Below are 13,952 nucleotides of genomic sequence, written 5' to 3' on the forward strand. Positions count from 1 at the left end.
GTATGAACCCGCCTAAGCGTCAACAACGGGGCGTTGCCTTAATTGTTGTATTGATGCTGTTAGCGATGATGACCTTGCTGGCTGTGCAAATGACAGATCGCCTGCAGCACAATTTTTATCGGGTTGAGAGTCAAATTCAACACCAACAAGCGTATTGGTACAGCATTGGGTTGGAAGCGTTAGCGAAAGTCGCTATCCAAGAAGGCATCGATGATAGCGACACCGTAAACTTAAGTCAGGCATGGGCAACCAAAGGCCAGCGTTATCCGTTAGAAGGCGGTGATGCCGTGGGGGATATTCTCGATCGCCAGGCCTGCTTTAATCTCAATGCCTTATCGGCCGTTGCTCCTGAAGCCGATCGCAGCACTAAGCCGTATTTGATCAAAGTGTTGCAAGCGCTGCTTGAAGAATCGGGCCTTGAAAGTTATGAAGCTGAAGTCATGGCGGAGTCGACTTGGGAGTATGTTGATAGTGATGACACCGTGCAATCGGCCTTTGGTGCTGAGGACAGCACCTACGAAGGGTTTAATCCCGCCTATTTACCCGCTAATCATTTCATGGCAGATATGAGCGAGTTACGTGCGGTGAACGGCGTAACGGCGAAAGCCTTTAATCAAGTAAAGCGTGCGGTCTGTGCTTTGCCGATTGATACATTTAAATTGAATGTGAATACCGTGAGTGAAAATAATGCTGCATTACTTGCTGCGTTATTTACCCCTGAATTATCGGTGTCGGATGCTAAGACCTTATTGACCAATCGTCCTTACGACGGCTGGCAAAATATAGATGAATTTTTTGCCGAAGGGGTGATTGCGCGTATTGATGGTGCGACACAGTCTAAAGCGAAAGAACATATTGATATTAAAAGCGATTACTTTCAGCTGGATGCTGAGATATTAGTGGATCGTGCCCGAGTTCGCGTCGTGGCCTTGCTGAAACGTGACGAACAAAAACAGGTGACGGTAGTCCGTCGCCGTTATGGAGGAATCAGTGAGCGAGTTGCTGACAATCAGGCTAAGTAGCCGTCCTGACCAACCCGTCCCTTGGTTGGTGTGGTCGTCACAGCAGAATGAAGTGATTGCTTCAGGTCAGCTAAGTGATATGACCCAGTTAAATGAATTAGCTGATTATGCCGCACAGCGACAAGTGCTGGCGTTGGCGCCTGCACAAGATGTTTTGCTCACTCAAGTTGCGATCCCAACGGGCAGTAGCCGTCAGTTAGCCGCAGTATTGCCTTTTTTACTGGAGGAAGAGTTAGCGCAAGATATTGATGCTTTGCACGTACATTTACTCAAACGCGATGGCGATATTGCCCATGTCGCGGTCGTAGAGCACAAACGTATACAAGCATGGCTTACGGCACTTGACGATGCCGGCATGGAAGTGAAAAAGCTGCTACCCGATGCCTTATGTTTGCCTCTGTTTGAGCAAGGGTATAGCGCGGCACAGTTGGATGAACAATGGTTGGTCCGTCAATCTGAAACCCAAGGTGTAGCAGCGGAAGCAAGTTGGCTAGGTAGCTGGCTGTTAGCACAAAATGCCCCTATTGTGGCAACTGCTGAGCTTGATGATACCGAAGAGAGTGAAGCGTCAGACAAGACCACCGACACTGACAAGTCTACGACTGACTCTGTTGCCGAAGCGCACATTCCGAACGCCGAAGATATTGTGATCCACCACTTTACGCCAAAACCCGATGCGATTCCGTGTCAGTGGAAAGCGCAAACGCCTGAGTTGGTGATGGAGCTGTTGGCAAAAGGTGCAGAGCAGAGCAAGCTCAACATGCTTTCTGGGCCTTACAAGCCGCAATCAGCTTGGCGTAAGCACATTAAGCCATGGCGAAAAGTCGCGATCGCGGCGGGGTTGGTGATAACAGCGATGATTGCTGAGCATGTCTTGTCGGTACAGAGCATGGAGCAACAAGCTCAAGCTTACCGCACTGAAAGTGAGCGTATCTTTCGTCAGGTATTACCGAACTTTCGTAATATCCCAACACAGAGTTATTTGAAGCGTCAGATGGACAGTGAATTAGCGCGCTTAGGTGGTGGTGGTAACCAAGAGGGGTTATTGCCATGGTTAGCCCAGCTAGAGCCTATCTTTAAGAAGGTGCCGCAAGTTTCATTTAGTAACCTCAAATACGATCAAAATCGCGGTGAACTGCGTTTGCAAGCAACGGCGGCCGAATTCCAACACTTTGAACAGCTACGTACTTTGCTCGCGGCAGAGTTTACGGTACAGCAAGGCCAATTGAGTAAAGAAGGCAACCAAGTGAATGGTGCGGTAGTGCTAAGGAGAAAATCATGAAAGCATGGTGGAAAGCACTGAGCCTTCGCGAACAACGTTTGATGCTTGGCGCTGGTGGTGCGTTGCTGATTGCTGTTTTCTATTGGGGATTATGGCAACCCTTAGCAACACGGGCTGATGTGGCGCAGCAACGAATTAATAGTGAACGCCAGCTATTAGACTGGGTTGGCAAAAAAGCTAACCAAATTGTTAGCTTGCGCGGTAACTCATCAAGCAGTGCGGGTATCAGTGATAAAGGCCTTAACCAAGTCGTTAATGAAACGACAACTCGCTTTCGGATTGAACTGATTCGTATGCAGCCACGTAGTGAAGCGGTGCAAGTTTGGGTTAAGCCAGTGCCTTTTAATACATTAGTGAATTGGCTGGCATTCTTACGCGATGAACATGGTATCGATGCACAATTTTTAGATATTTCGAAAGCCGATCAAAACGGTGTGGTCGAAGTGAACCGTTTACAGCTGGGTCGAGGTTAAGTGTGAAATATAAGCTACTCCTTGGAACATCATTTGGTGTGGTGTTATTAGGCAGTGTCATTGCCCATGTTCCTGCTAGCTGGCTATGGCTACAAGCGCCGATGATCCATGGTCTGAATGTTTCTGGGATCCAAGGTACGCCTTGGGAAGGCCGTGCGACGCAAGTGCGTTGGCAGCAGTATCAATTAGGCCAAGTACAGTGGCGCTTTAATGCAAGCGCTTTGTTGACGGGTAAAGTGGCCTTCACGGTGCGTTTTGGTCAAGGCAGTGAAATGCGAGTCGATGGCCGAGGTGTCATTGGCTATGGCATGTCAGGTGCGTTTGCGAATAATTTTTTAGTCTCGATCCCGGCCACGGAAGTGATCAAATATGCTCGCGTTCCCGCTCCCATTAAAGTGGATGGCTTACTTGAATTGACAGTGCGTGACTATCTTCATGCTCAGCCTTTTTGCTCAACACTCGATGCTTCTTTAGCGTGGTCGACTGCGAATATTTCCTCTCCTCTTGGTGGAATCAATCCTGGTGCGGTGATTGCGGATTTAAGTTGTAATGATGGCAGTGTATTGGCGAAAGCTAATCAATCATCGGCAGATGTATCAAGTGACTGGCAGGCATCGCTGGCCCCGAATTACAGCTATAAGCTATCGGGGTGGTTTAAACCGGGGGCTGAATTTCCCTCGCAGCTAGGACAGCAATTGAAATGGTTAGGTGATCCTGATGGCAAAGGGCGGTATAACTTGAATTTTAATGGTCGTTTGTAAGCATAACCAATAGGACAACAGCATGGCAGCTGATAGTAATAAACCCCAAATTCTTTCGACTGAGGTTGTGGCACAATCACGTTTATTCAAAATTGAATCGCTTGATTTGCGTTTTTCTAATGGGGTAGAACGCACCTATGAACGCATGAAGCCAAGTGGCCGCCATGCTGTTTTAGTGGTGCCTGTTACGGCAGAAGGTGATCTGTTGTTAGTACGGGAATATGCTGCGGGCACGGATCGTTATGAGCTCGGCTTTCCTAAAGGTTTGGTTGATCCTGGCGAAAGTGCGGCAGAGGCGGCTAACCGAGAGTTAAAAGAAGAAATTGGCTTTGGGGCGCACACCTTGACGCCATTAAAAGAAGTGGTATTAGCCCCCTCATATTTCTCAAGCAAAATGACCCTTTTCCTTGCCCAAGGTTTATACCCAGAGCAGCTAGAAGGGGACGAGCCTGAACCGTTGGAGTTAGTGCGTTGGCCTGTCAATCAAGGTGAAGAGTTGATTAGTCATCTCGACTTTGCTGAAGCACGCAGTATTACGGCATTGTTCTTAGCCTTAAAACAGCTGGCTGATTAACAAGGAGTTTGCGATGGAATTGTCGAACCTTATCCCTTCAGTGATAGAAATTGCCCGATCGTCGGGTCAGGTAATTCTCGATATTTATCAGCGTGGTCAGTTTGAAAAACAGATCAAGCAAGACAATACACCAGTCACTAGCGCCGACTTGGCTGCCCATAAATTGATCATGGCGCAACTCTCAGAGTTAACGCCAGATATCCCTGTACTGTCAGAAGAAGATGCAGCGATTCCCTTAGCGGAACGCAGTCAATGGGATCGCTATTGGCTTGTTGATCCTCTGGATGGTACGCAAGAATTCATTGCTGGCAGTGGTGACTTTGCCACTATCATTGCGCTGGTAGAAAATAATCAGCCTAAGATGGGGGTCGTCTATGCGCCTGTTTCAGGTGTGACCTACTATGCTTACCAAGGCAAAGGCGCATGGAAGATCACCCCTGATGGTGAGACCTTCCGCATAGCCACCCATAAGCATGAGCGACCTACGCAATCTATCGCGGTTGCGATCAGTCGTCGTCAGAATATCCAAGCGATCACCGACCGATTAGACCCTGCGCTGAATTATGACTTAGTGCCATTGGGCTCTGCGGCACTCAAAGCCTGTCTCGTCGCCGAAGGCGCAGTAGATTGCTATTTGCGCTTAGGGCCAACAGGTGAGTGGGATACGGCTGCGACCCAGTGTATTGTTGAAGAAGCGGGAGGGCGAATTTTGAATACGCATTTAACGCCACTGTCTTATAACGAGCGAAATACGTTAGAGAACCCAAACTTTATTACATTAGGGGATGAGCACTTACCGTGGGATAAGATCCTGACACCTGATGATCGTATGATGAATGCGGAGTAATACCGCGAGTTAACTATTTGCATAAAACGGAGCCTTTGGCTCCGTTTTTGTTTTTACCAAAACAGCTTGGTCAGAACAGACGATTAAGGCCATTCAAGGCTGCCACACGGTAGGCTTCGGCCATGGTTGGGTAATTGAAGGTGGTATTCACAAAATAATCGATGGTATTGCCATCCCCTTTTTGTTCCATGATCGCTTGGCCGATATGTATGATCTCAGCGGCACGCTCACCAAAACAGTGGATCCCCAGGATCTCTTTGGTTTCACGGTGGAACAGAATTTTTAAGCTACCCACTTCCGTCCCTGCTATTTGGGCACGCGCGAGATGCTTAAATTGAGACCGCCCTACTTCATAAGGAACTTTGTCTGCCGTCAGTTGTTGCTCGGTTTTACCTACTGAACTGATTTCAGGGATGGTGTAGATCCCGGTTGGGATATGATCGATTAAGCTGCCTTGGGCTTCCCCTTTACTGATCGCTTGCGCGACATAACGCCCTTGATCGTAAGCAGCGCTGGCAAGGCTAGGGTAGCCAATGACATCACCGACTGCATAAACATGTTCGACATCGGTACGGTAGTTTTGATTAACCTTGAGCTGGCCGCGAGAGTCTGGGGTTAACCCCACTTTGTCCAGGTGCAGCCTGTCTGTGTTACCGGTACGGCCATTGGCATACAGTAAGCAGTCAGCCCGCATTTTCTTGCCAGATGCTAGGTGTAAAATCACACCATCTTCGGTCCCTTCAATCCGCTCATAGGTTTCACCGTTGCGGATCATCGCGCCGCTATTCCAGAGGTGATAAGAGAGGGAGTCTGAAATCTCATTATCTAAAAATTCCAATAAGCGATCGCGGGTATTAATTAAATCTACTTTGACCCCCAACCCACGGAAGATGGAGGCATATTCACTGCCGATCACGCCAGCGCCATAAATAATAATATGGCGAGGATCGTGCTTGAGCTGCAAAATCGAATCGCTGTCATATACTCGCGAGTGATTAAAGTCGACATCTGTAGGCTGGTAAGGCCGTGAACCTGTGGCTATAACAAAAGTATCGCCACGGTATAAATCATGGCTACCGTCTTTATTACGAACTTGTACCGTATGGCTATCAACAAAGCTGGCTTCACCAAAAAGAATGCTGCACTGATTACGGTCGTAAAACCCTTGGCGCATACGGGTTTGTTTATTTACGACATCTTGAGCATGGCCTAAGATCTGGCTGAAGGTGCTATGCAGACTTGAATTGTTTTTGCAGTACAGTGGGTTTTGGTTGAACTCGATAATTCGGCTGACTGCGTGACGAAGTGCTTTTGAGGGGATGGTTCCCCAGTGAGTACAACCGCCACCGACGCTATCTTCGCGCTCAATAATAGCGACATTGAGACCTGCTTTGGTTAGCCCCATTGCAGCCCCTTCACCACCTGGGCCGCTACCAATTACGATGGCGTCAAAATGCTGGGCGGTTTGTCGGTTTTTCTTTGTCATGGGCTTGGCCTTTATTATCATCCATGCAACATTGCCATAGCAGCAGTGTAACCCTGATTGTGCTGGTGGAAAATCAGTTGATGGCCATAGCTCGGTAACGATCACGTTGTCAGCGCATGCAAACTAACCTTGCAAGTCTCCTTGACGAAAATATGCTACTTTGTGAGCCAGTAGTTAAAAGTGACAAATGTCGCTTTGATTCAGTTTAAGTCAGGACTTACTATGGTCTGATTAATTTCATAAGAGCCTAATCGAAAGATCAGGATTCTCGCTGAACTGGTAATAAAAACCGCGTATAGTTGCAGCAAAGAGTATTAGAGAACCAATAGATTCATGGGTATTAGGGCTCAACAAAAAGAAAAAACCCGTCGCTCGCTTATTGATGCTGCATTTAGCCAGCTTTGTGCTGATCGTAGTTTTTCCAGTTTAAGTTTGCGTGAAGTTGCACGCGAAGCGGGGATAGCTCCCACCTCTTTTTATCGACATTTTAAAGATATGGATGAGCTTGGCCTTACCATGGTTGATGAAGGTGGTTTGATTCTGCGTCAGCTGATGCGTCAAGCTCGCCAACGTATTGCCGAAGAGGGAAGCGTGATCCGTACTTCGGTCGAAACCTTCATGGAGTTTATCGAAGGTAGCCCAAACGTATTTAGGTTACTGTTACGTGAGCGTTCAGGCACTTCGACCGCCTTTCGTGCTGCAGTAGCCCGTGAAATTCAACATTTTGTGGCGGAACTTGCCGAGTATTTAGAGGCCAAAACAGGGGTGACGCATGAAGAAGCGTACACCCAAGCGGAGGCGTCAGTCACATTAGTATTCAGTTCTGGTGCAGAAGCACTGGATCTAGACAGTCATGCGCGTGCTGAGCATGCCGAACGGCTGATCATGCAATTACGAATGATTGCAAAGGGTGCCTATTGGTACCGCAAAGAGCGTGAGCGTCGTGAGCTCAGGCAGAAACTCTAACCTTATTTTGCTGGTGAAGAATATGAACAAGGAACAAGTAAAAGCTGAACGTAAAACATTGATTTTGTCTTTGTTAGCGGGTTTATGTGGCAATGCAACGCTGGCGGTATTTACGTCAAGTGCCGTTGCCTTCTCCGTTTTTCCTGTGATCGCTTTTGCCTTGGCAGTGTACTGCCTATACCAAGAATACTTAACCAAACCTATGTCTGAAGGCACGCCTGCGATTGCATTTGCTTGTTTCTTAGTGGGTGCATTTGGCTACTCATCTTTCCTACGCGCACAAATGCCAGAGATGGGGTCAAACTTCTTACCACTGATGATTTCTCTAGGCTTGTTGTTCTGGGTAGCGGTGAAACTAGGTGTGATGGGCAAGAAAGACGAAGCGGCAGCTTAAGCGCTTATTCGCTCAAAAAGGTAATAAAAAAGGCGCTGAGAGCGCCTTTTTTGCATCTATTGTTCGCTACTGTCGCGTTTATTTGCGCTCTAGTAGGACACCCGCCTCCATATGATGGGTGTAAGGGAACTGATCAAACAGTGCAAAGCGCGTGATATTGTGCGTTTCGCTCAAAATGGCCAAGTTATCTTGTAGCGTTTCAGGATTACATGAAATGTACATAATACGTTCGTAACCTTGCACCATGCGACAGGTGCCTTCATCCATGCCTGAACGTGGCGGATCAACGAAGATGGTATTACAGTTGTAGCTTTGTAAATCCACGTTTTGATCTTTTAGGCGGCGGAACTCACGTTTGCCTTCCATTGCATCGGTAAAATCTTCCGCAGACATACGAATGATTTGTACGTTATCAATGTTGTTTACCGCAATATTGTATTGTGCTGAATCAACCGACGGTTTGGCTAACTCTGTTGCGAGTACGCGGTCAAAATTTTGCGCCAGCGCCAATGAGAAATTACCGTTGCCACAGTAAAGCTCAAGCAGATCACCTTCACTTTCTGCTGTGCAGTCAACAGCCCACTCCAACATCTTCTGCGCTACTTCACCATTTGGTTGAGTGAAGCTGTTTTCAACTTGCTTGTACGTTAGAACGCGATCGTGCACTTTCAGCTTTTCGATAACGTGCTCTTGGTCGAGAACAATCTTTTGTTTACGAGCACGGCCGATGAAGTTCAGGTTAAAGCCTTCATCATTTAAACGCTGCTTTAACGCTTTTGCTTCAGCTTCCCACTCTTCATCCAGTTGGCGGTGATAAAGCAGTGATACCAGAATCTCACCGCTTAATGTGGACAGAAAATCCACTTGAAACAGTTTGTGACGCAGCGCTTTAACAGGCTTTAATGCATCGACCAGAAGTGGCATTAAGTCGTTAATTAGACGGCTTGCTGCTGGAAATTGATCGACACGGTATTTCTCACGCGTTTCTTGATTGAACATGACGTAGTAAAGATCTTCACCTTCATGCCATACGCGAAACTCTGCACGCATGCGGTAGTGCTCAGCAGGAGAGGCAAAAACCTCAAGCTCAGGCGTCTCAAAATCTGCGAAGATATTTTGAATACGTTCTGCTTTTTCATCCAACTGAAGTTGGTAATCAGCGGGATTGATTGCGGTGGATGCCATTTGTTTGCCTCAAACTGCTCAAATTAAGAGCGGAGATTTTATTGCATTGTTGGGCGATGTCCAGCTTTGAGGCCGAGAAAGTGTCAAAGCTGGTGCTTATTTACTGCTAAGCATAAACAAAGCTAGACAATTAATGTTGAGCTTACTAGCATTCGCGATGCGCTGGTTTGCCATAATGGCTAGGGAATACGGTGGAAATCCGTAACTGACGCGCAGCGGTAATAGAGAACGAAAGCACATGGACGTTGTTCCAAACACTGTTTTGTCTATTTAGCTCAGCAATAGATGAAATGGGAAGTTGTTGCCGTAGGCGGTGTAAACCTTGCTCTTAAGTCCGAATACCAACCAGTGCTTCGAAGCAATGTGCTTAGTAATAAACGCGACTTAAGGTATCCAATCTAATGAATAAAACGCTCTTAGCAGTGGCGTTAGCCCCTCTATTTTTCCAAAGTCAGGCTTTTGCGACCGAAACATCAACCGATGATGTGATGGTGGTAACAGCAAACCGATTTGAACAACCTCTTTCTTCTGTTTTAGCTCCTATCAGTGTTGTTACACGTGAAGAAATCGAAGCTATCCAAGCCAAAGCGCTGCCAGAGGTATTGCGCCGTTTACCGGGTGTTGAAGTTGCACAAAATGGTGGCTTAGGACAAAACGCTTCAGTTTATATTCGTGGTGCAAATAGTAACCAGACACTAGTGCTTGTTGATGGTGTACGAATTAGCTCGTCAATTGGTGGTGGTGTTAACTTTAACCGCTTCCCTATTGGTTTAGTTGAGCGTGTTGAAGTTATTCGTGGTCCTGGTGCTGCAAAATATGGCTCAGATGCTATTGGTGGTGTGATCAATATTATCACTCGCTCTCAGCAAGGCGATGACACTAAGCAAATGACATTAGGCGCTGGTAGCCGTGCATATAAAGAAGCGAACTTTGTTGCTAAATCTGATGTGAGCGATACCGGTCATTTACAGGTGGCCGCAGGTTTCGTTCAAACGGATGGCTATAATGTGCGACCACAGCCAGGTAAGAACGATGGTGTAAAGCACGGCTACGATAGCAAAAATGCACTAGTGGGTTATGAGCACCAATTATCTGACAACACTAAAGCCTATGGCTCAGCGAGCTGGTATGAGAATGAAGCTGAGTACGATAGCTATGGTGTCAAAAACTTTGGTTATGTGCGAAACCAGAATGTCACCGCGCAGCTTGAACACCAAGCAGCAGCATGGCAAACGCAGTTTAGTACGAACTACCAAGATACCCAATCACGTAATTACAGCCAGAGTGAGGGTAAAGATAAGGCGAGTACTCGCACAAATTCCGATATGTTCAATGTGCAGTGGGCGAACCTTTATCAGCTAACCGATATGTTACAACTGGGGGGCGGTCTTGATTGGCGCCGTGAAAAGTTAAAAGATGATGCGTTAAGTTATGGTTCAAAACATAAGCTAGCGGGTGAAAGTCGTAATAATTACGGTGGCTATGTTTCAGGTCTAATGGAATGGAACCAACTAACAGTTGAAGGTAATGCTCGTTACGACAAGCATGATAAATACGATAACTACGCGACGTGGTCTTTAGCAACTGCCTACCAAATCAATGAGCAGCACCGTGTTCGAGCGAGCTATGGCACGGCATTTAAAGCACCTACGTATTCTGATTTAGCGTCTAAGCCTGAATTGATGCCTGAAGAGTCTAAAAACTTCGAGCTAGGAGCATCGGGTTATTATGATTTTATGCAATGGAATCTTGCGGCTTATGATAACAAGGTTGATAACTTAATTATTTGGTATAAAGGCGCAGACGGTAGATTTAATTCTGATAATGTCGATGCTCGAATTAAAGGCATTGAGTTTGATGTTCAGTTTGCGACGGGTATTGTAAATCATACGGTTGTTGCTGATTTTAAAGATCATAAAGATGCGAAAGATGTTCAGCTAGCACGCCGTGCAAAACAAAATTATAAGTGGATTAGTGATGTGGCATTTGGGGATGCTACGGTAAGTTTAACTTACTTATATACAGGTAAGCGTTTAGATCTACCGACTACAGCTCCTACAGATGATAGTTACTTGCCAGCAACAAGTCTGTGGGATTTATCGACAACGTATCAAGTGACAGATGCTTTGGTCGTACGTGGTCGAGTAGATAACCTGTTTAATGAAAAGTACGAAACCGCTAAAGGTTACCCTGCGCCAGAACGTGCCTTCTATGTGAATGGTTCATACCAGTTCTAAGCAAAGATGCTTTTTGTACAAGGCCGCTATTTAGCGGCCTTATTTATATCTTTGATGATTATTTAGTTTGGGGCATCATTCATGACACAGATTAACGTCATTATCAGTTGGAGCTCGGGCAAAGACTCGATGTTGACACTACTTCGTTTATTAGACGACCCTCAATACCGAGTTGTGGGTTTGTTTACCACCTATCTTGAAGATGAAGTGCCTTTTCAGGCCACACCGATTGATGTTGTTCGTCAGCAAGCTAGCCTGATAGGTTTGCCTTTGATTACCGTTGCGCTGCCAAGTGTGTTTCCACCTAATGACGTATACCAGTCTATGGTGGTTAATGGTTTAAAAGCCTCTAAGCTTGATATTGATGCTATCGCGTTTGGTGACATGTTTTGCAATGGTATTGCTGACTACCGCCGTAGTTATATTGAACCTGCTGGATGGCAATGCGTTTTTCCTTTGATGGGAGAAGATAGCTCTCTACTAGCGCAGGAAATAATTACGCGTGGTATCCAAACACTAGTTACAACGGTGGATACTCAACAATTGGCGGGTGATTACTGCGGGCAATGGTATACGCCTGAATTTATAGACTCTTTACCTAGCGGTGTTGATCCCTGTGGTGAAAATGGCGAGTTTCATACATTAGTGATAGCAGCACCTTGCTTTAAAACTCAGCTCGTTATTACCCCTTCATATATAGAGCGAACATCCAGGTTTCATTATCAGCGTTATCAATATAGCGATAGCACAGGTAGTTTCTGAACTGTTTAAATCGCAGTATGATAGCCTCTGTTTTTTCGTGTAGGTGTGGTGTGTTGTGAAAAGTGTTCTGATTTTTGACTCTGGAGTCGGTGGGTTATCTGTATACCAAGAGATTCGTGCACAGCTCCCAAATGAACATTACATCTACGCTTTTGATAATGCCGCTTTTCCTTATGGCGAGCTGGAAGAATCAGTTTTGATTGCGAGAACGTTAGAGATCGTGTCTCGTTTAGTGCGAAAACATAGTGTTGATTTGGTTGTGATCGCGTGTAATACCGCGAGTACCATAGTACTGCCAACATTAAGAACACAATTAGACATTCCTGTCGTGGGGGTGGTTCCAGCAATTAAGCCAGCAGCAGCGTTAAGCGAAAAGAAGGTTATAGGACTATTAGCAACACCAGCAACAGTTAAACGCCGCTATACCCAAGAATTAATTGCTGAATTTGCAAAAGATTGCCAAGTATTGATGATAGGTTCAACACGATTAGTTGAAATTGCAGAGCAAAAACTACGAGGTGAAGCCGTCTCTGTTGCAGAAATCCAGGAAATACTTTTACCCTGGCTAGATCGCGTCGATGGTATTGTTCTTGGCTGTACGCACTTCCCGTTAATTAAAGATGAAATCCAGCAGGTGTTCTCCACTCCGGTGCAAATCATTGATTCAGGAAAAGCGATAGCTAACCGCGTTAAAGCGTTATTGGGTGAGAGTGCTGGTCAGGGCGATAGCAAAAAAACAAACATTACATATAACAGTGCCGCTTCACATCATGAAGCGGCACTGAATGTTTTTCTTTGTCAGTTGGGGTTAAGTCCTATTCAGAATCTAGATCTTCCCCATTTTTAGGTTCATTGGCTTCACGGACTTTTAATGTTCGTTGGCCGTATTCTTTGTTGTTTAAGTTTGCGATAGCGGTACCAACATCGGCACTGTTCATAACAACAAACCCAAACCCTCTACGCTTACCTGTACGTTTGTCTTTCATTAGACGAACAGCGAAAACTTCACCGTGTTCAGAAAAAAGATCTTTTACGTCATTTTCATTAGCACGGTAAGGTAAGTTACCAACGTAAATTGTTTTGCTTGAGCTAGCGGTAGAAGATGAGTCATCAGAAGTTGCGGCTGTAGAAGATGTTCCTTGCATAAAGTGGACAGCTAACCCAGAGAGGATGACACCTAACGCAAAAGCGATAGAAGGTGAGATGGCGATAAAGCTCATGATCAAAGCCCCAAGTACAGCTAGAGCTATGATGGTTACTAAAGTTTGATTGGATAATTTCATATTCAATACTACATCGTCGTAAATAGTAAAAAGAATGCTTATTGGTTATTTTAACATCAGAATCACATTGATATTACTTTCATTGACTTATAATTACCAGTAAGTGAATGTGACGATCGTCAAATGTTGCCCTGTGAAGGCTAAATAACACATTAGGTGAAATATTCAGCGGTTGCATATTTTTTTAATAAAAAGGCTTGTCAGTGCGATCTAAATCTCTATAATGCCGCCTCACTGACACGGAGAGCTGCTTACCAAACAGGTAAAAGAAGCAACGAGTTAGTGTGGTGATAGCATTCAAAATAAAGTTTCAAAAAGTGTTTGACACTTACAACGATTTCTTTAGAATGGCGCACCTCTTCAGAGCGAAAGCGAAGAAGAAAAGCTCTTTAACAATTTGACCATGCAATCTGTGTGGGCACTCGTGAAATGAATAGTCAAAACTATTCATTGTTACTTTTTAAGTAAGAATGAATTTGGCATCAATGAACTGAGTGACCAATACAAATAACAAGTTTACTTATTATTTGGCACAGTCAATTCGAATATCATGACTAGCTTCTAGTTATCGATATTCAATCAGTATTCATTGAGCCATCAAAAACTTTAAATTGAAGAGTTTGATCATGGCTCAGATTGAACGCTGGCGGCAGGCCTAACACATGCAAGTCGAGCGGTAA

General features: G+C 45.5%; 14 protein-coding genes, 1 rRNA gene and 1 riboswitch. Of the genes, 12 read left to right on the forward strand and 3 right to left on the reverse strand.

The window, feature by feature from the left end; translation table 11 throughout:
* Positions 1-2: 2 nt before the first annotated feature.
* Genes gspK through cysQ form a run of 6 tightly spaced genes read left to right on the forward strand, consistent with a single transcriptional unit; the run spans position 3 to position 4,959 of the window.
* On the forward strand, positions 3-1,022 hold the full coding sequence (gene gspK, locus L4C35_RS19480) for a type II secretion system minor pseudopilin GspK (protein ID WP_428464475.1): 1,020 nt from the start codon (positions 3-5) through the stop codon (positions 1,020-1,022).
* Positions 991-2,304, forward strand: coding sequence for a type II secretion system protein GspL (gene gspL / locus L4C35_RS19485; RefSeq protein WP_428464459.1), 1,314 nt, complete (start codon positions 991-993; stop codon positions 2,302-2,304). Before gspK ends, gspL begins: the two co-directional genes overlap by 32 nt.
* Positions 2,301-2,777 carry a type II secretion system protein M gene (locus tag L4C35_RS19490; protein ID WP_428464460.1) on the forward strand — a complete coding sequence of 159 codons (477 nt, stop codon included), beginning with the start codon at positions 2,301-2,303 and terminating at the stop codon, positions 2,775-2,777. Before gspL ends, L4C35_RS19490 begins: the two co-directional genes overlap by 4 nt.
* Positions 2,778-2,779: 2 nt before the next feature.
* A complete protein-coding gene (locus tag L4C35_RS19495; RefSeq protein ID WP_428464461.1) occupies positions 2,780-3,538 on the forward strand; it encodes a type II secretion system protein N in 759 nt (252 codons plus the stop codon).
* 22 nt (positions 3,539-3,560) lie between these two features.
* A complete protein-coding gene (gene nudE, locus L4C35_RS19500) occupies positions 3,561-4,112 on the forward strand; it encodes an ADP compounds hydrolase NudE (RefSeq protein ID WP_428464462.1) in 552 nt (183 codons plus the stop codon).
* Between the two features lie 13 nt (positions 4,113-4,125).
* Entirely contained in the window at positions 4,126-4,959 is an 834-nt protein-coding gene (cysQ, locus tag L4C35_RS19505) for a 3'(2'),5'-bisphosphate nucleotidase CysQ (protein WP_428464463.1), read from the forward strand.
* Between the two features lie 70 nt (positions 4,960-5,029).
* Here cysQ and sthA read toward each other — a convergent pair whose 3' ends face one another.
* Positions 5,030-6,445 (reverse strand): Si-specific NAD(P)(+) transhydrogenase, encoded by a 1,416-nt coding sequence (sthA, locus tag L4C35_RS19510; protein WP_428464464.1) that lies wholly within the window; start codon positions 6,443-6,445, stop codon positions 5,030-5,032.
* Positions 6,446-6,778: 333 nt separating this feature from the next.
* On the opposite strand from sthA, the gene fabR reads away from it, so the two are divergent.
* Both fabR and L4C35_RS19520 read left to right on the forward strand, forming a co-directional pair.
* Complete coding sequence (gene fabR / locus L4C35_RS19515) at positions 6,779-7,411, forward strand: HTH-type transcriptional repressor FabR (protein WP_048900044.1); 633 nt, start codon at positions 6,779-6,781, stop codon at positions 7,409-7,411.
* A gap of 22 nt (positions 7,412-7,433) precedes the next feature.
* A complete protein-coding gene (locus L4C35_RS19520) occupies positions 7,434-7,805 on the forward strand; it encodes a YijD family membrane protein (protein WP_048900045.1) in 372 nt (123 codons plus the stop codon).
* 78 nt (positions 7,806-7,883) lie between these two features.
* On the opposite strand, the gene trmA is transcribed toward L4C35_RS19520, so the two are convergent.
* Positions 7,884-8,990 (reverse strand): tRNA (uridine(54)-C5)-methyltransferase TrmA, encoded by a 1,107-nt coding sequence (trmA, locus tag L4C35_RS19525; RefSeq protein WP_428464465.1) that lies wholly within the window; start codon positions 8,988-8,990, stop codon positions 7,884-7,886.
* Between the two features lie 146 nt (positions 8,991-9,136).
* Positions 9,137-9,354, forward strand: a riboswitch (cobalamin riboswitch).
* A 37-nt stretch (positions 9,355-9,391) separates the two neighbouring features.
* Here trmA and L4C35_RS19530 point away from each other — a divergent pair.
* The 3 genes from L4C35_RS19530 to murI all read left to right on the forward strand — a co-directional run bounded on the left by L4C35_RS19530 (position 9,392) and on the right by murI (position 12,836).
* On the forward strand, positions 9,392-11,227 hold the full coding sequence (locus tag L4C35_RS19530) for a TonB-dependent receptor domain-containing protein (RefSeq protein ID WP_428464466.1): 1,836 nt from the start codon (positions 9,392-9,394) through the stop codon (positions 11,225-11,227).
* 81 nt (positions 11,228-11,308) lie between these two features.
* Positions 11,309-11,989: a Dph6-related ATP pyrophosphatase gene (locus L4C35_RS19535; protein WP_428464467.1), complete on the forward strand. Its 681-nt coding sequence runs from the start codon at positions 11,309-11,311 to the stop codon at positions 11,987-11,989.
* 55 nt (positions 11,990-12,044) lie between these two features.
* A complete protein-coding gene (gene murI, locus L4C35_RS19540) occupies positions 12,045-12,836 on the forward strand; it encodes a glutamate racemase (RefSeq protein ID WP_428464468.1) in 792 nt (263 codons plus the stop codon).
* Here murI and L4C35_RS19545 read toward each other — a convergent pair.
* Positions 12,805-13,272 (reverse strand): RNA recognition motif domain-containing protein, encoded by a 468-nt coding sequence (locus tag L4C35_RS19545; protein ID WP_428464469.1) that lies wholly within the window; start codon positions 13,270-13,272, stop codon positions 12,805-12,807. The genes murI and L4C35_RS19545 overlap by 32 nt on opposite strands.
* A 608-nt stretch (positions 13,273-13,880) precedes the next feature.
* Between L4C35_RS19545 and L4C35_RS19550 the strand changes: the two genes are divergently transcribed.
* Positions 13,881-13,952 (forward strand): 16S ribosomal RNA (locus L4C35_RS19550); the annotation flags it as partial.

Source organism: Photobacterium kagoshimensis, from assembly GCF_050337045.1.
In the GTDB taxonomy this organism is placed as follows: Bacteria; Pseudomonadota; Gammaproteobacteria; order Enterobacterales; family Vibrionaceae; genus Photobacterium; species Photobacterium kagoshimensis.

Bases quoted from the DNA above. Each gene is read 5' to 3' on its own strand.
- L4C35_RS19545 (WP_428464469.1), bottom strand. From the start codon at position 13,272: ATGAAATTATCCAATCAAACTTTAGTAACCATCATAGCTCTAGCTGTA.
- trmA (WP_428464465.1), bottom strand. From the start codon at position 8,990: ATGGCATCCACCGCAATCAATCCCGCTGATTACCAACTTCAGTTGGAT.
- sthA (WP_428464464.1), bottom strand. From the start codon at position 6,445: ATGACAAAGAAAAACCGACAAACCGCCCAGCATTTTGACGCCATCGTA.
- L4C35_RS19520 (WP_048900045.1), top strand. From the start codon at position 7,434: ATGAACAAGGAACAAGTAAAAGCTGAACGTAAAACATTGATTTTGTCT.
- L4C35_RS19535 (WP_428464467.1), top strand. From the start codon at position 11,309: ATGACACAGATTAACGTCATTATCAGTTGGAGCTCGGGCAAAGACTCG.
- nudE (WP_428464462.1), top strand. From the start codon at position 3,561: ATGGCAGCTGATAGTAATAAACCCCAAATTCTTTCGACTGAGGTTGTG.
- gspK (WP_428464475.1), top strand. From the start codon at position 3: ATGAACCCGCCTAAGCGTCAACAACGGGGCGTTGCCTTAATTGTTGTA.
- fabR (WP_048900044.1), top strand. From the start codon at position 6,779: ATGGGTATTAGGGCTCAACAAAAAGAAAAAACCCGTCGCTCGCTTATT.
- L4C35_RS19530 (WP_428464466.1), top strand. From the start codon at position 9,392: ATGAATAAAACGCTCTTAGCAGTGGCGTTAGCCCCTCTATTTTTCCAA.
- cysQ (WP_428464463.1), top strand. From the start codon at position 4,126: ATGGAATTGTCGAACCTTATCCCTTCAGTGATAGAAATTGCCCGATCG.
- L4C35_RS19490 (WP_428464460.1), top strand. From the start codon at position 2,301: ATGAAAGCATGGTGGAAAGCACTGAGCCTTCGCGAACAACGTTTGATG.